The organism is Agrobacterium sp. AGB01 (assembly GCF_014851585.1).
GTDB lineage: Bacteria > Pseudomonadota > Alphaproteobacteria > Rhizobiales > Rhizobiaceae > Agrobacterium.
In genome coordinates, this window is the sequence record NZ_JACVAB010000006.1 from 354,893 (window position 1) to 377,274 (window position 22,382).

General features: G+C 54.8%; 22 protein-coding genes. 9 read left to right on the top strand and 13 right to left on the bottom strand.

Annotation, left to right across the window (positions count from 1 at the left end):
- Window positions 1-13 precede the first annotated feature (13 nt).
- Window positions 14-739 (bottom strand): two-component system response regulator ChvI, encoded by a 726-nt coding sequence (gene chvI / locus IB237_RS20785; protein ID WP_192490622.1) that lies wholly within the window; start codon window positions 737-739, stop codon window positions 14-16.
- Between the two features lie 331 nt (window positions 740-1,070).
- Between chvI and IB237_RS20790 the strand changes: the two genes are divergently transcribed.
- From IB237_RS20790 to lysM, 3 genes are all read left to right on the top strand, one after another.
- Window positions 1,071-2,681: a phosphoenolpyruvate carboxykinase gene (locus IB237_RS20790; protein ID WP_192490623.1), complete on the top strand. Its 1,611-nt coding sequence runs from the start codon at window positions 1,071-1,073 to the stop codon at window positions 2,679-2,681.
- A 215-nt stretch (window positions 2,682-2,896) separates the two neighbouring features.
- Window positions 2,897-3,331 carry an alternative ribosome rescue aminoacyl-tRNA hydrolase ArfB gene (arfB, locus tag IB237_RS20795; protein WP_192490624.1) on the top strand — a complete coding sequence of 145 codons (435 nt, stop codon included), beginning with the start codon at window positions 2,897-2,899 and terminating at the stop codon, window positions 3,329-3,331.
- A gap of 79 nt (window positions 3,332-3,410) precedes the next feature.
- Window positions 3,411-3,866 carry a peptidoglycan-binding protein LysM gene (gene lysM / locus IB237_RS20800; RefSeq protein ID WP_192490625.1) on the top strand — a complete coding sequence of 152 codons (456 nt, stop codon included), beginning with the start codon at window positions 3,411-3,413 and terminating at the stop codon, window positions 3,864-3,866.
- Window positions 3,867-3,937: 71 nt separating this feature from the next.
- Here the strand turns inward: lysM and coaA are convergent, their stop codons facing one another.
- The 7 genes from coaA to hisB all read right to left on the bottom strand — a co-directional run bounded on the left by coaA (window position 3,938) and on the right by hisB (window position 8,597).
- Entirely contained in the window at window positions 3,938-4,912 is a 975-nt protein-coding gene (gene coaA, locus IB237_RS20805) for a type I pantothenate kinase (RefSeq protein ID WP_192490626.1), read from the bottom strand.
- A gap of 28 nt (window positions 4,913-4,940) precedes the next feature.
- A complete protein-coding gene (locus tag IB237_RS20810) occupies window positions 4,941-5,264 on the bottom strand; it encodes a phosphoribosyl-ATP diphosphatase (protein WP_192490627.1) in 324 nt (107 codons plus the stop codon).
- 21 nt (window positions 5,265-5,285) lie between these two features.
- Window positions 5,286-6,062, bottom strand: a complete 777-nt coding sequence (gene hisF, locus IB237_RS20815; protein WP_192490628.1) for an imidazole glycerol phosphate synthase subunit HisF — start codon at window positions 6,060-6,062, stop codon at window positions 5,286-5,288.
- Window positions 6,059-6,793: a 1-(5-phosphoribosyl)-5-[(5-phosphoribosylamino)methylideneamino]imidazole-4-carboxamide isomerase gene (hisA, locus tag IB237_RS20820; protein ID WP_192490629.1), complete on the bottom strand. Its 735-nt coding sequence runs from the start codon at window positions 6,791-6,793 to the stop codon at window positions 6,059-6,061. The genes hisF and hisA overlap by 4 nt, the downstream gene beginning before the upstream one ends.
- A 1-nt stretch (window position 6,794) precedes the next feature.
- Window positions 6,795-7,445 carry an imidazole glycerol phosphate synthase subunit HisH gene (hisH, locus tag IB237_RS20825; protein ID WP_192490630.1) on the bottom strand — a complete coding sequence of 217 codons (651 nt, stop codon included), beginning with the start codon at window positions 7,443-7,445 and terminating at the stop codon, window positions 6,795-6,797.
- Window position 7,446: 1 nt separating this feature from the next.
- Complete coding sequence (locus tag IB237_RS20830) at window positions 7,447-7,938, bottom strand: DUF2628 domain-containing protein (RefSeq protein ID WP_192490631.1); 492 nt, start codon at window positions 7,936-7,938, stop codon at window positions 7,447-7,449.
- Window positions 7,939-8,000: 62 nt separating this feature from the next.
- The gene (gene hisB / locus IB237_RS20835; protein WP_192490632.1) at window positions 8,001-8,597 is read right to left on the bottom strand and encodes an imidazoleglycerol-phosphate dehydratase HisB; all 597 of its coding nucleotides are present in this window, start codon (window positions 8,595-8,597) and stop codon (window positions 8,001-8,003) included.
- Between the two features lie 202 nt (window positions 8,598-8,799).
- Between hisB and hslV the strand changes: the two genes are divergently transcribed.
- The 4 genes from hslV to IB237_RS20855 all read left to right on the top strand — a co-directional run bounded on the left by hslV (window position 8,800) and on the right by IB237_RS20855 (window position 14,136).
- A complete protein-coding gene (gene hslV, locus IB237_RS20840) occupies window positions 8,800-9,327 on the top strand; it encodes an ATP-dependent protease subunit HslV (RefSeq protein ID WP_192490633.1) in 528 nt (175 codons plus the stop codon).
- 31 nt (window positions 9,328-9,358) lie between these two features.
- Window positions 9,359-10,666, top strand: coding sequence for an ATP-dependent protease ATPase subunit HslU (gene hslU, locus IB237_RS20845; RefSeq protein ID WP_192490634.1), 1,308 nt, complete (start codon window positions 9,359-9,361; stop codon window positions 10,664-10,666).
- A 179-nt stretch (window positions 10,667-10,845) separates the two neighbouring features.
- Window positions 10,846-11,811, top strand: a complete 966-nt coding sequence (locus IB237_RS20850) for a DUF1402 family protein (protein WP_192490635.1) — start codon at window positions 10,846-10,848, stop codon at window positions 11,809-11,811.
- 156 nt (window positions 11,812-11,967) lie between these two features.
- A complete protein-coding gene (locus IB237_RS20855) occupies window positions 11,968-14,136 on the top strand; it encodes a malate synthase G (RefSeq protein WP_192490636.1) in 2,169 nt (722 codons plus the stop codon).
- A gap of 51 nt (window positions 14,137-14,187) precedes the next feature.
- Here the strand turns inward: IB237_RS20855 and IB237_RS20860 are convergent, their stop codons facing one another.
- Complete coding sequence (locus IB237_RS20860; RefSeq protein WP_192490637.1) at window positions 14,188-14,643, bottom strand: helix-turn-helix domain-containing protein; 456 nt, start codon at window positions 14,641-14,643, stop codon at window positions 14,188-14,190.
- Window positions 14,644-14,845: 202 nt separating this feature from the next.
- On the opposite strand from IB237_RS20860, the gene IB237_RS20865 reads away from it, so the two are divergent.
- Complete coding sequence (locus IB237_RS20865; protein WP_246788160.1) at window positions 14,846-15,997, top strand: MFS transporter; 1,152 nt, start codon at window positions 14,846-14,848, stop codon at window positions 15,995-15,997.
- Window positions 15,998-16,061: 64 nt separating this feature from the next.
- Here IB237_RS20865 and IB237_RS20870 read toward each other — a convergent pair whose 3' ends face one another.
- Window positions 16,062-16,751: a L,D-transpeptidase gene (locus IB237_RS20870; protein ID WP_192490639.1), complete on the bottom strand. Its 690-nt coding sequence runs from the start codon at window positions 16,749-16,751 to the stop codon at window positions 16,062-16,064.
- Between the two features lie 170 nt (window positions 16,752-16,921).
- Here IB237_RS20870 and IB237_RS20875 point away from each other — a divergent pair, with 170 nt between their 5' ends.
- Window positions 16,922-17,407: an MmcB family DNA repair protein gene (locus tag IB237_RS20875; protein WP_192490640.1), complete on the top strand. Its 486-nt coding sequence runs from the start codon at window positions 16,922-16,924 to the stop codon at window positions 17,405-17,407.
- 13 nt (window positions 17,408-17,420) lie between these two features.
- Here the strand turns inward: IB237_RS20875 and IB237_RS20880 are convergent, their stop codons facing one another.
- The 3 genes from IB237_RS20880 to hrpB form a co-directional block, all read right to left on the bottom strand.
- Complete coding sequence (locus IB237_RS20880) at window positions 17,421-18,011, bottom strand: ActR/PrrA/RegA family redox response regulator transcription factor (RefSeq protein WP_192490641.1); 591 nt, start codon at window positions 18,009-18,011, stop codon at window positions 17,421-17,423.
- 72 nt (window positions 18,012-18,083) lie between these two features.
- A complete protein-coding gene (locus IB237_RS20885) occupies window positions 18,084-19,388 on the bottom strand; it encodes an ActS/PrrB/RegB family redox-sensitive histidine kinase (protein WP_192490642.1) in 1,305 nt (434 codons plus the stop codon).
- A gap of 107 nt (window positions 19,389-19,495) precedes the next feature.
- Complete coding sequence (gene hrpB / locus IB237_RS20890) at window positions 19,496-21,985, bottom strand: ATP-dependent helicase HrpB (RefSeq protein WP_192490643.1); 2,490 nt, start codon at window positions 21,983-21,985, stop codon at window positions 19,496-19,498.
- Window positions 21,986-22,382 lie beyond the last annotated feature (397 nt).

Consider the following 22,382-nt stretch of genomic DNA (forward strand, 5'->3'; position numbering starts at 1 on the left):
CCTTGTAGCCCGTTTAGGCCGCTTCGCGGAAGCGATAGCCTACACCATAGAGCGTTTCGATCATATCGAAGTCAGTGTCAACGACCTTGAACTTTTTGCGGAGACGCTTGATGTGGCTGTCGATGGTACGGTCGTCGACGTAAACCTGCTCATCATAGGCAGCGTCCATCAGCGCATCACGGCTTTTGACCACGCCGGGACGTTGTGCCAGCGAATGCAGAATGAGAAACTCGGTTACTGTCAGTGTTACCGGCTCACCCTTCCATGTGCAGGTGTGACGTTCCTGATCCATGGCAAGCTGGCCTCGTTCCAGAGTACGGGCCTGCTGGTCAGCGGCGGATTTGGTGCCGGGTACACCACTTGCGGCGGCCTCACGGCTGCTGGCGCGGCGCAGAATAGCCTTTACGCGCTCCACAAGAAGGCGCTGAGAAAACGGCTTGGTGATAAAGTCGTCCGCCCCCATTTTAAGGCCGAACAATTCGTCGATCTCTTCATCTTTCGAGGTGAGAAAGATAACTGGAATATCAGACTTCTGGCGAAGGCGACGCAGCAGTTCCATGCCGTCCATGCGGGGCATCTTGATGTCGAAGATCGCCAACTGCGGCGGACGGGCCAGAAGTCCATCCAGTGCCGATGCGCCATCGGTATAGGTCTCGACCTTGTAACCCTCGGCTTCGAGGGCGATGGAAACGGATGTCAGAATATTCCTGTCGTCGTCCACAAGGGCAATTGTCTGCATAGTGTTTATCTCCATCGTCATCTTCTCTCTCGACATCATACCCAGCCAGGTTGGAGCGCCGTGAGCGTGTTCATGAGTATAAAGGTGGAACAAATTGTGGCAAAGAAAAAGGATGCGACATCGTGCAATCTTCCAAACAGTCGTTTGCACCCGTCCTCAACACGAAAATCTGCGATTGTTTAAACGATTTAAAATGAAATAAAATATTCTAAATCGATTAATATATTGAATTTATTGATGTATTTTAAAAGAGGCTCTTGCGTTTCCAAAAGACGGGTCATACGCTTGCGAAAATTTCAATGGTTATGCCTGCAACAAAAGGAAATTGCTCATGGAGGAGCTTGGAATTCGTAATCCTGCTAATGGAGTATCCGAGCTTGGTCTGGCTGGTGCTTCCAACGTCAAGTACAATCTCATCGAGAGCGAACTTTACGAAGAAGCAATCCGCAATGGTGAAGCCGATGTCACCGCTGATGGCGCATTGCGTGCAGTGACCGGCCAACACACAGGTCGTTCGCCAAAGGACAAGTTTGTTGTCCGCGACGCGGCGACGGAAAACACCATCTGGTGGGATAACAACAAGCCTCTGTCTCCTGAAAAGTTTGAAATCCTGCACAAGGACATGCTGGCCCACGCTGCCGGCAAGACACTTTATGTACAGGATCTGCTGGGCGGTGCCGACGAAGACAACGTTCTTCCGGTTCGTGTTATAACCGAACTGGCTTGGCATGCGCTTTTCATTCGCAACCTTCTGATTCGCCCATTGCGCGAAAAGTTGGGCTCCTTCAAGCAGAAGCTGACCATCATCAACCTGCCAAGCTTCAAGGCTGATCCGGAGCGTCACGGCGTGCGCACCGAAACGGTGATTGCTTGCGATCTGACCAATGGTCTGGTGCTGATCGGCGGCACGTCCTATGCCGGTGAAAACAAGAAGTCGGTGTTCACTGTTCTCAACTACCTGCTGCCTGCCAAGGGCGTCATGCCAATGCACTGCTCGGCCAATGTTGGCCCGGCAGGTGATTCGGCTGTCTTCTTCGGACTGTCCGGAACCGGCAAGACCACGCTGTCTGCAGACCCGTCGCGTACGCTGATCGGTGATGACGAGCATGGCTGGGGTGAAGATGGCATCTTCAACTTCGAAGGCGGTTGCTACGCCAAGGCAATCAAGCTCTCTGCAGAAGCAGAACCGGAAATCTACGCGGCGACCCGTCGTTTCGGCACGGTTTTGGAAAATGTAGTACTGGACGAAAACCGCGTTCCGGATTTCAACGACAATTCGCTGACCGAGAACACCCGTAGCGCTTACCCGCTGCACTTCATTCCAAATGCGTCGGAAACCGGTATTGCTGGCCACCCGAAAACCATCATCATGCTGACAGCAGATGCCTTTGGCGTTCTGCCGCCAATTGCCCGTCTGACACCTGAGCAGGCCATGTACCACTTCCTGTCCGGCTACACCGCCAAGGTCGCCGGTACGGAAAAGGGCGTGACTGAGCCGGAAGCAACATTCTCGACCTGCTTCGGCGCACCATTCATGCCACGTCATCCTGCGGAATACGGTAACCTGCTGCGTGATCTGATCAGCCGCCACCAGGTGGATTGCTGGCTCGTCAACACGGGCTGGACCGGTGGTGCTTACGGCATTGGCAAGCGCATGCCGATCAAGGCAACCCGCGCACTGCTGACAGCGGCTTTGACGGGTGAGTTGAAAAACGCCCAGTTCCGCACGGACGCAAACTTCGGTTTCGCTGTGCCAACTTCACTGGAAGGTGTCGATAGCGCCATTCTCGACCCGCGCTCGACTTGGGCTGATGGCGTTGCTTACGACGCACAGGCCAAGAAGCTGGTTTCGATGTTCGTGACCAACTTCACAAAGTTCGAGGATCACGTTGACAGCAAGGTGCGCGATGCCGCTCCTGGCCTCAAGATCGCCGCAGAATAGCAAGTGGAGCGGATGTTGCGTCTGGAATGACGCAGCCCACTGTAGTTTGGATTCACGTGAAACCCCGGCGAGATATTGCCGGGGTTTCTTTATGTGATGTTTACTTTTGCTTGTGCCTGATCGTCGCAAACTGGCCGCGTCTGGCTTTTCACGCGGCTCGTCCGGTTTTCATTTCTGTCGATCTGTGGCATGACGCGCACCGGAGAAAACCGCCCATGGCCAGTGAACCACTTTTTGTCAGCAATCGAATAACGATTTCCGGATGGGAACTGACGGAACAATTTGTGCTGGCGGGTGGCCCGGGTGGTCAGAACGTCAACAAGGTTTCCACCGCCGTTCAACTGTTTTTCAGCGTTGAAACCTCTCCCGCCCTGACGGATCGCGTCAAGACAAACCTCAAGCAACTGGCGGGCCGTCGTCTCTCAAAAGAAGGCGTGCTGATGATTGAAGCCAGCCGCTTTCGCAGCCAGGAGCGCAATCGGGAAGATGCACGTGAGCGGTTGAAGGAGTTGATTCTTGAGGCGGCCAAACCACCACCGCCGGTGCGCAAAGCCACCAAACCGACAAAAGGTTCGGTTGAGCGTCGTCTGAAAGAGAAATCCGGACGCTCTGAAGTCAAGAAGATGCGCGGCCGCCCAATCGGTGATTGAAACTGCCATCACAAAACATGCTTGTATTTTGATCAGGCTTACAGTTCTTTAGTGTTTCCGAACATGAGAGGAAATCACCATGGGATTGTTCAGCTTTATCAAGAATGCCGGGAAAAAACTGGGCCTTGGAGGAGATGAAGAGGCTCCGGATGCCGAAGCTGTTAAAAAGGAGCTGGCATCGCACAATCTCGGCACCGACAAGGTGCAGGTAGATGTGGTTGACGACAAGATCGTACTGAAGGGCGAAGTGGCCGATCAGTCCGCCTTTGAAAAAGCCGTTATCGCGGTTGGTAATACACTTGGCGTGTCCAAAGTGGAGGCCGGTGAACTGAAAGTAGCTGCGGCACCTGCGAAGGAGCCAGTTTTCTACACGGTTAAAAAAGGCGATAATCTCTGGAAGATTGCCGAAGCCCAATACGGCAAAGGCAAGGGCGCCAAGAACAATATTATTTTCGAAGCCAACAAGCCGATGCTGACCCATCCGGATAAGATCTATCCGGGTCAGGTGCTGCGCATTCCGGCCCTGGACGAATAAACGCATTTCAAAAAATGGATACAAAAACGCCGCAGATTTCCAGTCTGCGGCATTTTTGATGTGTGCGGTGATCAAAGCTTTCTTAGCGCCACCGTATCGATCAGATGATTATTGCCCTTGCGCAGAATGAGGTCCGCACGTGGCCGGGTCGGCACGATATTCTGGCGCAGGTTCTTCAGATTGATATTGGCCCAAAGTCCCTCGGCAATCTTCAAAGCCTCTTCTTCACTAATTGAGGCATAACGATTGAAGAAGGAGTTGGGGTCACGGAACGCGGTTTTGCGCAGGTTCATGAACCGGTTGACGTACCAGTTATGGATCTGGTGTTCGTCTGCATCGATATAAATTGAGAAGTCGAAGAAATCCGAAACGATAGGCACGATACGGCCGCCCGCGGGCAAATCCCGCGACTGCAGCACATTGATGCCTTCGAAAATCAAAATGTCCGGCTGGTCGATGACCGAATATTCATTTGGCAGGACATCATAGACCAGGTGCGAATAACGTGGCGCCTTGACCTCTGCCTGTCCCGCCTTGATGGCAGAGAGGAACCGCAACAATGCACCGATATCGTAGCTTTCGGGAAATCCCTTGCGCTCCATCAGGCCTTCGCGTTTCAAGACAGCGTTTGGATAGAGAAAACCGTCCGTGGTGATCAGATCCACCTTCGGGCTGGACGGCCAGCGTGCCAGCAATTCTTTCAATATACGGGCGGTAGTGGATTTTCCGACAGCAACCGAACCGGCAATGCCGATGACAAACGGCGTCTTGTTGACATCGGACATGTTGAGGAAGCGGTTGCGCTGTTCGAACAGCAGTTGCGATGCTTCAACATGGGATGACAGAAGGCGCGATAGCGATAGATAGATACGCCGCACCTCGTCTAGATCGATCGGGTCATCGAGTGAACGTAACCGGCTGACCTCGTCGGCTGTCAATGTCATCGGCGTATCGGCGCGGAACTTCGCCCATTCTTCCGAAGAGAAGAAATGGTAAGGCGAATAATCATCCGCTCGGAAATGGTCGAGTGTATTGGTCGTCGGCATGCGCCTCTCCTCTGCGTGCCCGGCTTGATCAAGCGGTGGGACGCGACGCCTTTTCCTGAAGACCGGTCTGTGCCGTGCGGCGCTCCAGTTCCTCCATCACCTCGCCGAGCGGAATATCGGCAATCTTCAACACCACAAGCAGGTGGTAGAGAAGATCGGCGCTTTCCTTGGTCAGTTCAGTGCGGTCATTGGAAACGGCGGCAATCACGGTTTCAACCGCTTCTTCGCCCAGTTTCTTGGCTGCACGCGGCTGGCCTGCCGCAAAAAGTTTGGCCGTCCATGATTCGTCCGGTGACGCCGCAGCGCGCGCAGCGACGATACGTTCCAGATCGGCAAGGGAAAAACCGCTCATGATGTGTTCCTGAGGCTTATATCAGTCCAGACGCATGGCAATGCCATGGTCGGCCATATACTGTTTGGCTTCGCTAATGGAATAGAGACCAAAGTGGAAGATGGAAGCGGCCAGAACGGCAGTTGCGTGACCGTCACGGACACCAGCTACCAGATCATCCAGGTTTCCAACGCCACCGGACGCGATAACCGGCACGCGAACCGCGTCGGCAATCGTGCGTGTCAGCGCAATATCGTAACCGCTCTTGGTACCATCCCGGTCCATGGACGTGATGAGCAGTTCGCCAGCGCCGCGTTCCACCATCTTGATGGCGAATTCAACGGCATCGATGCCGGTCGTCTGGCGACCGCCATGGGTGAAAATTTCCCAACGGTCAGTTTCACCCGGAGCCGAAACCTTCTTGGCGTCAATCGAAACGACGATGCACTGGTTGCCGAATTTGTCGGCAGCCTGTGCCACAAAATCCGGTTCCTTCACCGCTGCGGAATTTATCGACACCTTATCGGCGCCACACAACAGCAGCTTGCGGATGTCGGCAACGGCACGAACGCCACCACCCACGGTTAACGGCATGAAACAGTGATCGGCCGTACGGGAGACAACGTCAAAAATGGTGTCGCGATTGTCCGATGAGGCAGTAATGTCGAGGAAACAAAGTTCATCGGCACCGGCGGCGTCATAAGCTTTTGCCGCTTCGACAGGATCGCCGGCATCGATCAGATCAACAAAATTGACGCCTTTGACGACGCGACCGTCCTTCACATCAAGGCAGGGGATGACACGGGCTTTGAGGCTCATGCGCGTGCCTCCTTGATCAGCGCCAATGCTTGCGCCGGATCGATGCGGCCATCATAAAGCGCGCGACCGGAAATCGCGCCCTCCAGTTTGGCTGCGTCCGGTTCCAGCATACGTTTGACATCATCAATCGAAGCGAGACCACCCGAGGCGATCACCGGAATGGAAACGGCACCGGCCAGCTCCAACGTGGATGGCCAGTTGATACCGGTCAGAATGCCGTCACGGTCAATGTCGGTATAGATGATTGCGGCAACGCCAGCGCCTTCAAAACGCTTGGCAAGTTCAATCACACCAAGTTCTGAGGCTTCCGCCCAGCCTTCGACAGCCACCTTGCCACCCTTGGCATCAATGCCAACGGCAACCTGTCCCGGAAATCGTTTGCAGGCCTCGATGACAAGCATTGGATCACGCACTGCAACGGTGCCGAGAATAACGCGAGCGAGCCCTCGCGACAGCCACGCCTCAATATGGTCAAGCGTGCGGATGCCGCCACCAAGCTGCACAGGGTTTTTTGTTGCCTTCAAGATGGCGTCGACCGCGGCACCATTGACGCTTTCACCGGCAAAGGCACCGTTCAAATCCACAACATGCAGCCATTCAAACCCCTGGTCTTCAAAGGCCTTAGCCTGAGCGGCGGGGTCTGGATTGTAAACGGTGGCCTGGTCCATATCGCCGAGTTTCAGGCGTACGCACTGGCCGTCTTTAAGGTCGATTGCGGGAAAAAGGATCATGTCAGGGCTTCCAGCGCAGGAAATTGGAAATAAGGGCGAGGCCAAGCGTCTGGCTTTTTTCAGGGTGAAACTGTGCACCGGCCATGTTATCGCGCCCAACAAATGCAGTCATCGCCCCGCCGTAATTGGTTGTGGCAATAACGTCATCATGGTTCGTCGCTGCCAGATGATAGGAATGCACGAAATAGGCATGCAGACCGTCTTTTCCGGTTTTGATGTCGTTGAACAACGGGTGAGGGTGCTTCACATCCAGCGTATTCCAACCGATCTGCGGAATTTTCAGGGTCTTATCATCCGGTGTCATCTCAACCACGTCGCCCTTGATCCAGCCAAGCCCTTCAGAGGTCGTTTTCTCAAGACCGCGCGAGGACATCAGCTGCATGCCAACACAGATGCCAAGAAACGGCCGTGCCCTGTGTTCGACAACGTCCTTCAATGCCTCCAACATGCCAGGAACGGCGTTGAGGCCGGCGCGACAGTCTGCGTAGGCGCCGACGCCGGGCAGCACAACACGGTCAGCTTTCGCCACAACGTCTGCCTTGTCAGTCAGTTCGATCGTGGCGGCAATGCCAGCTTCACTTGCGGCCCGTTCAAAAGCCTTGGTGGCCGAGCGCAGATTGCCCGAACCGTAGTCGATGATTGCCACACGCATGTCAGCGCCTTCCACTGAAATCGAACTGGAACAGTCCGGCTGCATCACTGTCTGCAAGACGCGACACGCCCTGCGATGAGGTTTTCCATTCCGGTTTTACAACAGCCGTCTCTGGCGACGGCTCGTCTGCGGTCATGGAAAAATGAATGGTTTCGGCAGTTGCCAGATCGGGAGCGACGATAATGTCTTTAGTTTCCCAACCCTTGGCGGTCAGATGTCGAATAAGCAGGTTTCGACCCTCAAAACCGGTCAGCAGAGCAAGGGTCAGCGCGCAGAGAGCACCTGCGACCTCGAATCCGCTGACTGTAGACAGGGCACCGGCAAGGATCTGGAGCAAAATGGCAAGGACCGCAAACAGCCACAGGCGGTTCGCACCAAGCCATATCCACGGCACGATAAAACCAAGCCAGGAAAAACGGTCGGCGACGAACCGGGTAGAAAGCCCTTGTGGATCGGCTCCATCGGGTGCTTCAAGAACGAGATAGCTTGTCATGGCTTTCCTGACAAATTTCAGAGCGGCTGAAAGGCGTCTTGCCTTCCTGCTTGCTCAGACATTCAGGCCAGCATGCCCTTGGTAGAGGGTACGCGACCTGCCTGCCGTGGATCGATTTCCGTTGCGGTGCGCAGCACGCGGGCAACGGCCTTGAAGCATGTTTCGGCGATATGATGGTTGTTAGCGCCATAATGATTGAGAATATGCAGGGTTATACCGGCGTTCTGTGCCAGCGCCTGGAAGAACTCACGCACCAGCTCTGTGTCGAACGTGCCGATTTTCGGCGCGGAAAAATTGACGTTCCACACGAGGAATGGACGCCCGGAGATATCAACAGCCGCCTTGGTCATGGTTTCATCCATAGCAAGGTCAAGCGAGGCGTAACGCGTGATACCGCGGCGATCACCTAGTGCCTTGGCAATGGCTTGGCCAATGGCAATGCCGGTGTCCTCGACCGTATGGTGATCGTCGATATGCAGGTCACCCTGTACCTCGATTTCCATATCGATCAGCGAATGGCGGGCAAGCTGGTCCAGCATATGGTCAAAAAAGCCGACACCAGTCGAAATTTTTGATTGTCCGGTCCCGTCGACGTTTACGCGCACCGATACCGATGTCTCGTTGGTCTTGCGGGAAATCTCACCCTTACGCTCTGCCATTCTGGCTGCTCCATGCAAATGATGGCCGTTCCTTATCAGCAAGAACGGCAAATATCCAGAAGTTACATCACCTTGTCATATAGTGGTGTGTGTTGACTTTGTCAGCATGATTGCAATCGCCAAAAGCCTCCTTACATAGACCCTTGGAAAGGGCCACGTCGGTCCGATTGTAACGTGCCCATCGAGGGTAGACAGGTGTTTGATGACAACGATTATAACGGTTCGTAAGGGCGGTAAGGTCGTAATCGCCGGTGACGGCCAGGTCAGTCTCGGCCAGACGGTTATGAAGGGCAATGCCCGCAAGGTCCGCCGCATCGGCAAGGGTGAAGTTGTAGCCGGATTTGCCGGTGCGACGGCCGATGCCTTTACGCTGCTCGACCGACTTGAAAAGAAACTGGAACAATATCCAGGTCAGCTGATGCGTGCTGCGGTTGAGCTTGCCAAAGACTGGCGCACGGATAAGTATCTGCGTAATCTTGAAGCCATGATGATTGTCGCTGACAAGACCATAACACTGGCCATCACCGGCAATGGTGACGTGCTGGAACCGGAACATGGCACCATGGCCATCGGTTCCGGCGGAAATTTTGCGTTTGCAGCGGCACGCGCCATGATGGATTCTGATAAGAGTGCGGAAGACATCGCTCGTCGCGCGCTCGATATTGCTGCTGATATTTGCGTTTATACCAACCATAGTTTTGTGATCGAAACTCTCGATTCCGATAACTGAATCCGGCTACGAAAGCCGTGAGGTAAAATTCATGACAACTTTTTCTCCCCGCGAAATCGTCTCGGAACTTGACCGTTACATCATTGGCCAACACGAGGCGAAACGGGCTGTAGCGATTGCCTTGCGCAACCGGTGGCGTCGTCAGCAGCTTGATGAGAGCCTGCGCGACGAAGTCACGCCGAAGAACATTCTGATGATTGGACCGACCGGTGTCGGCAAGACGGAAATCTCCCGACGTCTTGCAAAGCTGGCCGGTGCGCCGTTCATCAAGGTCGAAGCGACTAAATTTACCGAAGTTGGATATGTTGGCCGCGATGTCGAACAGATCATCCGCGATCTCGTTGAGATTGGCATCGGTCTGGTTCGTGAAAAGAAACGTGCCGAGGTGCAGGCCAAGGCTCACGATAGCGCCGAAGAGCGTGTGCTCGACGCGCTTGTCGGCACAACCGCATCGCCCGCCACGCGTGAAAGCTTCCGCAAGAAGCTGCGTGATGGTGAACTGGACGACAAGGAAATCGATATCGAGATTGCCGATAGCGGAGCGGGCATGCCCGGCTTCGACATTCCCGGCATGCCGGGCGCTAATATCGGCGTTCTGAACCTGTCGGAAATGTTCGGCAAGGCTATGGGCGGCAAATCGAAGAAGGTCCGCACCACCGTTTCGAAATCCTATCCGGAGTTGATCCGTGATGAATCTGACAAGCTGATCGACAATGAAGTCATCCAGCGTGAAGCTGTACGATCTGTTGAAAATGACGGTATCGTCTTCCTCGACGAAATCGACAAGATCGCGGCGCGTGATGGCGGCATGGGTGCCGGTGTGTCGCGCGAAGGCGTGCAGCGTGACCTTCTGCCATTGGTGGAAGGCACCACGGTGTCGACCAAATATGGTCCGGTAAAAACCGACCATATCCTGTTCATCGCGTCGGGCGCATTCCATGTGGCCAAACCGTCGGATCTTCTTCCGGAACTTCAGGGCCGTCTGCCGATCCGTGTGGAACTGAAGGCGCTGTCCAAGGACGATTTCCGTCGTATCCTGACTGAGCCGGAGGCAAGCCTCATCCGCCAGTACAAGGCGCTGATGAAGACGGAGGAACTTGATCTCGATTTCTCCGAAGATGCGATTGATGCACTGGCCGATGTGGCGGTTCACCTCAACTCAACGGTGGAGAATATCGGCGCACGTCGTCTGCAAACGGTGATGGAGCGGGTTCTAGACGACATCTCCTATAACGCGCCGGACCGTGGCGGCTCCGCTGTCAACATCGATAGCGATTATGTTCGCAAGCATGTTGGCGACATTGCCGCCGACACCGATCTGTCCCGCTACATTCTGTAAAAAGAACCATCGTTACTGCAATATTCGGTGATATGGTCCGCTTTTTCTCGACATCCAGCCTCTCTTTTCTGTAAGGGGAGGCTGGAATTTGTTTGGGAACTCCTTTTGCGGAGCAGCGTGCAGATGTAACCACTCTGGAGGAGAGGGAAGCATCTCAGGGAAGAATGAGGCATCCGGTCTTGCGCCATATAATTGTGACACTCGCCGCCGCACTGCTGATGACGGCTTTTTCGACTGCAGCAGCTGACGCTGCCACGCTTGTTCCTGCGGGTAACCGCAATGCGGAACAGCCGGGTGTGCCAGGTGCATCGGCACGACGCACCAAAGCCAGCAATTCGAGTTACGAGAGAAAATACCAGAAGGTCATCGATCTCCTGTCCAGCGACAAGCAGCTTATCGGTAAGATCAAATCGACAGCCGGTCGCTACGGCATAGACCCCATCCACATGATCGGTGCGATTGTCGGTGAACATACCTATAATGTCGACGCCTACGACCGCTTGCAGTCCTATTACGTCAAGGCGGCATCTTACGCTGGCAGCAGTTTCCGCTTCGGTTATGAAGATGAAACCATTGCTCAGTTCATCGCAAAACCTGAATTTGCCAACTGTTCTTCAAACTCGGATGCTTACCGTCTTTGGTCGTGCCGGGAAAATGTCTGGGAAAAAAGCTTCCGTGGCCGCAAGGTCGGTGGAAAATCCTATCCGGACAATCGTTTCAGCGCGGTATTTTTCCAGCCATTTTATGCAGGCCAGACCTTTGGTCTGGGCCAGATGAACCCCCTGACAGCTCTGATGCTGACTGACATGGTTTCCAAGACGTCTGGCTATGAAAAGCTGGATGAAAATGATGCTGCGGCGGTTTACAAGGCAATTATGGATCCTGACCGCTCGCTCGCCTTCATGGCTGCGTCGATCCGTAAATCGATTGACGATTACAAGTCCATTGCAAACATGGATATTTCTGACAATCCCGGTCTGACATCGACGCTCTATAATGTCGGTGGCTCCACACAGCGTGCCGGGGCTTTGGCCGCGCGCAATCGCGCCCGTGCTGCCGCAGGTGAGGGGCCAGCCTGGCCGGAGGAAAACTATTACGGCTGGCTGGTCAACGACCGCATCGAAGACCTCAAAAAATTGCTGTAAGCCATCAGGCGTAGATCTGCCCAACGGCATATTTTGTGATTGATCTTGAAGGATTTGTTCCCAGACGGAACAGATCCTTCTTACTTTTGTGTGATTGACTAAAAATATCCTGCTGGCAATGTGGCACCCAAACACCAGAAGTTTTGGAGAGCCTGTATGACCTTCGTTGAAAAGCACGGACTATCTGTAGACGCAAAGCTGTATGACTTTCTGACCACAGAAGTCCTGCCTGAAACCGGGCTTGATGCCGATGCGTTTTTTGCCGGTTTTTCCGAAATCGTGCACGACCTTTCGCCGAAGAATCGCGCTCTGTTGGAAAAGCGTGATGCGTTTCAGGCTAAACTGGATGACTGGTACCGGCAGAACGGTGCACCTGTTGATCTTGCTGTCTACGAGCAGTTTCTGCGCGATATCGGTTACATCCAGCCGGAGGGCGGTGCCTTCACCATCTCTACTGATAATGTTGATCTGGAAATCGCGCAGATCGCTGGCCCGCAGTTGGTCGTTCCGGTCATGAATGCCCGTTACGCGCTGAATGCTGCCAATGCCCGCTGGGGTTCGCTGTACGACGCGCTTTATGGCACGGATGCCATTCCTGAAACCGACGGTGCCGAAAAGACCGAAGGCTATAATCCCAAGCGCGGTGACAAGGTCATTGCGTGGGTACGAGCATTTCTCAATGACGCGTTTCCGCTTGTTGATGGTGACTGGACCGCTATCAACGCCCTGCGGGTCAACAACGGAATATTGGAAATCGCCTCATCCAGTGGTGTGACAGGCCTCAAAAATCCTACACAGTTTGCCGGCTACAAAGGGGAGGCGGCGCAGGCTTCCGCTATTCTGCTGGCCAATCATGGTTTGCATGTCGAAATTGTCATCGACCCAACAACTGCGATTGGCAAAAGCGATGCTGCCAGCATTTCGGATGTGATTGCCGAATCGGCGCTGACAACCATCATGGACTGCGAAGATTCCATCGCCGCTGTGGATGCTGCTGACAAGGTCGAGGTCTATCGTAACTGGCTGGGCTTGATGCGCGGTGATCTCAAGGAAAGCGTGACCAAGGCAGGCAAGACATTTACGCGCACGCTGAACCCCGATCGTGACTACACGGCCCCTGATGGTTCAGCACTGACGCTACCCGGTCGTTCGCTGATGTTGATCCGCAATGTCGGCCACCTCATGACGAACCCGGCAATTTTTGACCGTAACGGTAACGAGGTGCCTGAAGGCATCATGGATGGTGTCATCACTGCTTTGATCGCGCTTTATGACATTGGCCCCGGTGGTCGCTACAAGAACTCGCGTGCCGGTTCGATGTATGTCGTGAAGCCCAAAATGCATGGTCCTGAAGAAGTGGCGTTCGCCTGCGAGATCTTCACGCGTGTTGAGGTTTTGGTTGGCATGAAACCCAACACCATGAAAATGGGCATTATGGATGAGGAGCGCCGCACCACGGTCAATCTCAAGGAGTGCATTCGCACAGCGAAGGACCGTGTTGTGTTCATCAATACCGGTTTCCTTGATCGCACTGGCGACGAAATGCACACCTCCATGGAAGCGGGTCCAATGATCCGCAAGGGCGACATGAAGCAGGCGGCCTGGATTGCAGCCTACGAAAACTGGAATGTCGACATCGGTCTGGAATGTGGATTGTCCGGCCATGCGCAGATCGGCAAGGGCATGTGGGCCATGCCGGACCTGATGGCCGCGATGCTGGAGCAGAAGATCGCTCATCCAAAGGCTGGCGCCAACACCGCTTGGGTACCTTCACCGACTGCGGCGACACTCCACGCAACCCATTACCACAAGATCGATGTTGCCGCCGTCCAGCAGGAGCTGAAGAGCCGTCCGCGCGCCAAGCTCGGAGACATTCTCTCGGTACCGGTCGCCAGCCGTCCAAACTGGTCTGCTGAAGACATCCAGCGCGAACTGGATAACAACGCCCAGGGAATTTTGGGCTACGTTGTACGTTGGGTCGATCAGGGTGTTGGTTGCTCCAAGGTACCAGACATCAACAATGTCGGATTGATGGAAGACCGCGCAACCCTGCGTATATCCGCGCAACATATGGCAAACTGGCTGCATCACGGTATCGCCAGTCGTCAGCAGATCGTTGAAACACTCCAGCGAATGGCATCTGTGGTCGATGGTCAGAATGCTGGCGATGCTGCGTACACACCGATGGCCGGAAATTTTCACGATTCCGTTGCTTTCCAGGCAGCACTGGAACTGGTGCTGGAGGGCCGTACGCAGCCAAATGGTTATACTGAACCGGTTCTGCACCGCCGTCGCCGGGAGTTGAAGGCAAAGCTGGCAGGCTGATATATTCCCGTAGGTCTGTCACGAGGCGAGACAGCGTCGTGACAGACATTGTCATGAACTGCGGCGCTGGGCTGCAACGACCCGTGTTTCTTCCCAGGCAAGCTTTTTCCCCGATAAAGAGGACAATTCCAGCCGCGAAACCGGATGATTTGTATTGGTCTCCACCAGTGTGGAGCGGGGTTCGTCAGCTTGGTAGAGGTGGTCTTCACCCCATTGTCGCAACGAGACAATAACAAGAAAAAGTCGTCGCCCTTTTTCGGTCAGCACATATTCCTGATAGGCACTGCCATCAGAGGCTGGGGCCAGCGCCAGTACGCCCGCCTCAACAAGATCGCGCAACCGCGTTGTCAGCATACCCTTGGCAATACCGAGGTTCTGCTGAAACTGGCTGAATCGACTAATGCCATCAAATGCATCGCGAATGATGAGCAAGGACCACCAGTCACCGATCGCATCCAGCGTCCGCGCGACCGGACACTCGGCTTCCCGAAAACTCTTTCGTTTCATCGGCTTTGTTCCACGTTAATGCGCTTCACGGCGGATATCTAGTTCTAAAATAGAACTGGAATGCGAATGTAGCAAGTGGTCTTGTTATGAGACTACAAAGGAAACATGTATCATGGATACGCCAGTCAATCTTGCCCCATTCCACCCCGATGCACCACACGTTCAAAGCCCGCAACCAGCCAGCCTGTCTGGTTGGATCATTATGATCTTTGCTCTGACCTGTGGTCTCAGTGTCGCGAATATCTATTATGCTCAGCCATTGCTCGATGTCATAGCGGCTGACTTTGGCATTGAGCCCGCATCAATTGGACTTGTCGTCACACTGACGCATGTCGGTTACGTCGCAGGGCTTCTGCTGATCGTGCCGGCGGGTGATCTGTTCGACCGCCGTAAGCTTATCATCTTCCAAATCCTTCTGTCCGCGGTAGCATTGACGATTGTTGCAACAGCCCAGCATGTCATCATTCTCTTCGTCGGAATGATCAGTGTCGGGCTTCTTGCGGTCGTCGTGCAGGTCATCGTGGCTTTTACCGCGACGTTGGCGGCTCCCCAGCAACAGGGACACGCCATTGGCCTTGTGACGGGCGGGGTGGTGATAGGTATTCTTGCTGCCCGGTTTGTCTCCGGTGTACTCGCTGATTTCGGCGGCTGGCGCACCGTTTATATGGTGTCCGCAATTTTGATGCTGATCATGGGTCTGCTGCTTGCCCGTATCCTGCCGCGTGGAACGCCGCCCACCGTAGGGACAGGCAGTTATTGGGCAATCGTAAAATCCATACCAGCATTGTTTCTGCGAGAGCACATTTTGCGGGAACGGGGCATCCTGGCCTTTCTCATTTTTGCAAGTTTTAGCACCTTATGGACGGCAATGGTGTTGCCACTGAGTGCTACTCCTTTTTCGCTATCACACACCACCATAGGGCTGTTTGGCATTGCTGGCTTGGCAGGTGCACTTGCTGCCAGTGGCGCCGGATATCTTGCCGATCGTGGTCATGCTAACCGGGTAACGGGCGTGTCGCTCCTTTTGCTCAGCCTTTCATGGTTGCTGGTCGGCCTTTTGCCCGCGTCTTTGCCGCTTTTTGTGGTTGGCGTGGTGTTGCTTGATTTCGCAATTCAAGCAGTCCATGTGACCAATCAGAGTGTGATCTTTACGGCTCGCCCAGATGCGAGCAGCCGGTTGGTTGGCGGTTACATGGTGTTCTATTCGACAGGAAGTGCAGTAGGAGCCATCTCGTCAACCACCGCCTATGCCCAATTTGGCTGGACGGGCGTATCGATGCTGGGCGCGCTATTCAGCCTGTCCGCCCTGTTATTCTGGCTTGCTTTGAGCGCCAGGCGACAGCAGAACATCTGAGCAAACAAAAAAGCCGCCAGGAGGTTCTCCGGCGGCTTTTGTGATTTTGATCGTCTGCGTGACCTTACTGGATCACGATAACCTTGGAGGTACGGCCTGGACGAACACGGCTGTAAAGATCGATCACATCCTGATTGATCATACGGATGCAGCCGGAGGACGCAGCCGTGCCGATGGAAGCCCATTCTGGCGAACCATGGATACGAAACAGTGTGTCCTGACCCTTTTCGTTAAACAGGTACATGGCGCGTGCGCCGAGCGGGTTTCTGAGACCAGGACCCATGCCCTTTTCGACGTACTGGGCGATATCAGGTTTGCGAACGGCCATTTCCTTTGGCGGGTGCCACATTGGCCATTCCTGCTTCCAGGCAACATAGGCTTCGCCTGCCCATGCAAAACCCTGCTTGCCAACGCCAATGCCGTAACGAACGGCGCGATTGCCGGACATGACGTAATACAGGTAGCGCTCGCGGGTGTTGACGATGATCGTGCCCGGCTTTTCCTGTGTCTGGAACTCAACGATCTGGCGGCGGAACTTCTCGTTCACACGCTCGATCGGAATTGCTGGAAGTGCGTAACCGGCGTCGGTGACCGGACCATAAACATCGTTGAAAATCTGAACGGTTTCAACGCGGGCAGGGGCTGCTACCGGAGCAGCCTCGTTCTTCGAAACTTCAGAACTGGTAGAAGCACAACCGGTTATGGCAAGTGTTGCTGTCAGACCGAATGCAGTCAAAATAGTGCGAATGCGCATGATGTTCTCGCGGAAAATGACGCTGGTGATGGGGAAGGTTGAACCACCTTTGTCAGCAGCTTATTTTCCATTAGACTGGGCTTTGCAAGGCATTGCGTTGCAGCATCACGCTATGCAGCGATTAATTGTGACGGGATGGCCTTTTTGCAACATTTCACAGGGCTTTGGATATGACCATCGTTTCATTTGGTGCCGGTAACCCGCTGGTCGACGGGCGGCAGTCTGAAAAGGCGATGCTGGTGCGACGTGGCGTGCAGCGTTTGCTGCATGAGATGCGCCACGCCGTATTGCCGGAATTGCCGCTAGCCAATGGCCGACGTGCGGACTTGATCAGCCTGTCCATGAAAGGCGAAATCTGGATCATCGAGATCAAATCATCGATTGAAGATTTTCGTGTTGATCGCAAATGGCCGGAATATCGCTTGTTTTGCGACCGGCTGTTTTTTGCAACCCATAATGAAGTGCCGCTTGATATCTTTCCACCGGACTGTGGTCTGATTGTCTCGGACGGCTACTCAGCGCATACGTTGCGCGAGGCACCGGAACACAAGCTGGTACCGGCGCGGCGCAAGGCGATCACTCTCGACTTCTCAAGAACGGCGGCGCGCCGCTTGATGCTCGCCGAATGGCAAACCGGTCAAACCTTCGGGGAATGACCGGTCAGCGTCCTTACTTGGGCGCTCTTTTGGCGAGGATGCGCTGCAGGGTGCGGCGGTGCATATTCAAACGACGGGCTGTTTCCGACACGTTGCGTTCGCACATCTCGTAGACGCGCTGAATGTGCTCCCAGCGTACTCGGTCCGCAGACATCGGGTTTTCCGGTAGTTCCTTTTTCTCACCGGCACGCTGCGTCAACGCATTGAAGACGTCATCAGCATCGGCAGGTTTTGCCAGGTAATCCAGTGCACCCAGCTTAACGGCGGTAACAGCGGTGGCAATGTTGCCATAACCTGTCAGCACGACGATCTGCGTGTCGTCGCGGTTCTGACGAATGGCTTCGATGACTTCCAGACCATTGCCATCCGTCAGGCGCAAATCGACCACCGCGTATTTCGGTGGCATGATCTTCGACTTGGCAATGCCTTCACTGACCGTCTCGGCTGTATCGACAACAAATCCTCTTGTTTCCATGGCGCGTGCCAGACGGCGCAAAAACGGACCGTCATCATCAACGATCAGCAGGGTCTTGTCAGGCCCGATATGGTCTTCTGTTGGTTGGTCTGCGCCACTTAACGCTGTGGTTTGGGTTTCGTTGCTCATGCCCCGGCCTCCCGGCTATTTCTGTCTTTATAGGTGATAATTGTTATGGCCCTTAGCGGCCTTGGCGTAAAGTCATTTCGCCCTGATGTCGTCCATGATGCTGCGGGGCCAAACCACTTTGACGCGTGCGCCTGTCGTGTCGGATCGGTTTTCGAATGTCAGCGTCGCGCCGGAGCGTTCCAGTAGTGTTTTGGCAATAAAAAGCCCGAGGCCCAGTCCGCCAGCGCGCGCCATGTTCTGGCGTTTGGTCACATAGGGATCGCCGATACGCACCAGAATGTCCGGGGCGTAACCCTGGCCATCATCTTCAATGGTAATGCGCACCTGCTGGGCGTTGTGTTCAACAGTGATGATCACCGATTTGCTGGCGTAGTCGACGGCGTTTTCGATCAGATTGCCCAGGCCGTACAGTATGCCAGCGTTACGGGCTCCGACAGGCTCTCCAGCCCGTCCATTGATGTCGACCAGATTGATCTTGATGCCAAACTCGCGGTGCGGCGCGATCACCTCCTCCATCAACGAGGAGAGAGGCAGCCGACGCATATGTTCCTCGCCGTCAGCAGAAAGGGAAGTCAGCCGCTTCAGAATGTCACGGCAACGTTCGCTTTGGCTGCGCAGCAGCGAGACATCCTCGCCAAACCGCTCATCCTTGCCAAGCTCGCGTTCCATTTCCTTCGCGACCACACTAATCGTGGCAAGTGGTGTGCCCAATTCGTGGGCTGCGGCCGCAGCAAGGCCATCAAGCTGCGACAGATGTTTTTCGCGTTCCAGCACCAGTTCCGTGGCCGCTAGTGCATTGGCAAGCTGATTGGCTTCATTGGAAACCCGGTAGGCGTAGAAGGCGGTAAACAACATCATGGCAATGATCGAGCACCACATGCCGACCTGCATGATCGGTTGGATCGGCAATGGCTCACCCGGATACCAAGGCACGGGATAGGGGGAGAATGCAATAATTGCCGAGCAGGCAAGTGCGACACCCAATAGCACTTGCGAATAACGTAGAGGCTGCGATGCAAATGCAATGATAACCGGAACGGAAATTAGCGGGCTGAACGGGTTGGAAAGGCCGCCTGTGATATAAAGAAGCGCTGTCAGCTGCAGAAGGTCAAAGGCAAGTAGCAAGGTGGCCGAACGCGGCTCAAGTCGGTGTGTCGATGGGAAGCGGGCGGTCAGGACAAGGTTGGCGGCCGCCAGTGCTGCGACAAGAAGGATGCACGGCACCAAAGGCAGCGGGAACTTCAGCACCAATTCCACCAGCAGCAGTGTTGCACTCTGCCCGGCTACTGCTAGCCAGCGTAAACGCACAATGGTTTGCAGACGTATCTGGCGGCTGAACCGGTCAAGCTGGGTATTTTCGATTGGCTGAACGGCCATGCCAGTCTCCTTCATGCTATTCACGTTAGACTTTATTGTCTTGTCGCGGGCATAGCGGTCAAAACTCTTGGTGCCGACCGGGAGGACACAGGTCTTGCGACACGTGATCAGGTGCCGCGTGGCTTTGCGCGGTTGGTCGGCGCGGCATCTGCGGGATTTTCTGGCCAAGGGTGTCGCGGGTAACGGCCACGCATGTCAGCGCGTACATCTCTCCACGAACCGGACCAGAACCCCGGTAGGTCGCGTGTCGTCTGTATGGGGCGGTGCGCAGGCGAGGTCAATTCCAACAGGAGTGGTAATTTGCCGCCTGCAACGGCAGGGTGTGTCTTGAGGCCAAACAATTCCTGCACACGTATGACCAGCAATGGCTCTTCACCGTCATAATGTACCTGATGTCGTTGACCCGTAGGAGCTTCGAAATGGGTTGGCGCAAGTCTTGGAAGGTCGCGGTCCAACCCATGCGGTAGAAGTGACATCAACCCGTCAAACAACGTCCCGGGTTTGACGTCGGAAAGACCTTTGCAGTCGCTCTGAAAGGGTACAAACCAGTCTTCAAGCCGCGAAAGTAGAGCGTCATCGCTCATATCCGGCCATGGTTCACCCAGTGTACGGTGCAGGAACCCGATACGGTGGCGCAATTGCTGTGCTTCTTTGCTGAAGCCAAGCAGCGACAATCCACGCTCCCGAATGCCTTGCGCCATAGCCTTGGCAGCTTTCTCCCCGGTTGGGCGCGGTAGCGGGGTCTCGTCAAGAATGATAGCGCCGATGCGCGTTACTTTGCGGGCGCGCACCTGACCACTTTGTCTGTCGAGGAAAAACTGGTCTTCCTGCGCGACAATACCCGGCATTTCGCTCTCTATATCTGCACGGGACACTGCAGCTGCGGACAGAATACGTGGCTGAGCCGCTCGTCCTGTTATATCGGTTACGACAAGCATTTGCTGGCCGGCTAGTTGCTCGGTTTCACCAAGTTCACCGCCACGACCATTCGCCATGACATAACGCCCGCGCGCCCCACGCTGGAAAGCAATGCGGTCGGGAAAGGCATGCAGGAGAAGTTGACCGGCAATCGGCCGTACCTTGGACTTCTCGCCAGCCCCGGCCGTCATCTTCGTCAGTGACTTTGCAATGCGGTTTGCCAGTTTGCGCGCCGCTTCTGCCCGGTTTCCTTTTTCAAACCGGAAACGTCGCAAACGTTCTTCTAGATCTATGTCCTGACCACCAAGCCCTTGCTCAGTTAAAAGTACGGCCAGCAGACACGCCTGTTCAGCGTCTCCCTGTCTTGCTGCGTGAACGGCCATCGCGGCCAAACGAGGTGGCAATGCAAGGCCTCGCATGATCTTGCCCTGTGCGGTAATACCGTAACCCGCATCCAATGCTCCGAGTTTCTGCAGCAAGGACCGTGCCTCAGCCAGCGCAACTACCGGCGGCTGGTCGATAAAGGGTAATGTGTTCGGATCTGCGACGCCCCAATGGGCCAGATCGAGTGCCAATCCGGTAAGGTCGCTGGACAGAATTTGTGGTGGCGTAAAGGCCGGCAGGGCTGCCGTCTGGCCTGGGTGCCATAAGCGGATGGCCATCCCCGGTTCAGTTCTTCCGGCGCGTCCGGCACGTTGTTCGGCAGAGGCTTGTGATACCCTTTGTGTCTCCAACCGGGTTATCCCGGTTGCCGGCTCAAAGACCGGTAGGCGCTGCAATCCACTATCAATGACAATACGCACACCATCAATGGTGATAGACGTCTCTGCAATCGATGTTGCCAGCACGATCTTGCGTTTGCCTGGATCTGCCGGACGAATGGCGGCGTCTTGCTCTTTCTGTGACAGGTTACCGTAGAGGGGTATGATAGATGTATCGGGATCAAACCTGCCTTGCAGCCGCTCGGTAGTGCGCGTGATTTCCGCTTGCCCCGGCAAGAAGGCCAATATCGAACCGGCGTTACTGGCGTGGGCTTCAATGATTGCCCGTGCCATCCTATCTTCTACACGATCAAGCGTCGTCCGTTCATCATAATGGATGTCGATAGGGTAACTGCGGCCCATGCTCTCAATTGTCGGGGCATTGCCCAGTAGGGCACTAACCTTCTCGACATCGAGTGTTGCTGACATGACGAGAATACGCAGGTCATCGCGCAACCCGGCTTGCACATCCAGTGCCAGTGCCAACCCGAAATCGCCATCGAGCGAACGTTCATGAAATTCATCAAACACTATTGCGGCGACATCGGGAAGTTCGGGATCGTCGAGCACTATGCGACTGAACACGCCTTCCGTGACGACTTCGACGCGAGTGCGGTCGCTTATGCGGTTATCGAGCCGCATGCGGTAACCAACGGTTTCGCCGACCTCTTCTCCCAATATAGATGCCATTCGTGCCGCCGCCGCCCGTGCCGCCAGTCGCCTAGGCTCCAATAGAATGATCTTGCCGTTCTTCGTCCAACTCTGATCGAGAAGATAAAGCGGCACCAATGTCGTTTTACCGGCGCCCGGTGGTGCTGAGAGTATTGCACGCCGTCCAGCATCAAGCGCTAACGCAATTTGCGGTAGGACATGGCTCACCGGTAGGTCCGGCAACTTTCCGGCATGGGGGAGGGGCATCTCACTTGATCTCGCTCGTCAGCCTCTTTGTTGCACTATGCTCTTAAACAGCAGGCCCACAGATTCAAGTGTGCTGGTGAAGATACAGCGCAGTCATTGGGCTGGGTGAGGGGCTTTTGTCCCTTTATATACGTGATTCCCCTCTTAGATTTGTTTGTTAGTTCGGTCATTTTTGTTGTTGGGATTGATTTTGTTGTATTTTGATTGGGTTACAGAAATTATTGTTTAGAATCAGCGGGATGAAAAAATGACAATTTTTTTACATTCCCCCTGTTGACTTGTTTGGGAGGTTAGATTTATAAGTCCGCTCACTGAACGAGGGCGGCGGCGCTGCTAGCGACGGACTGCTTCGTTTTGGAGAAATCACGATAGATTGGCTTTTATGGCTGGTTTGTTC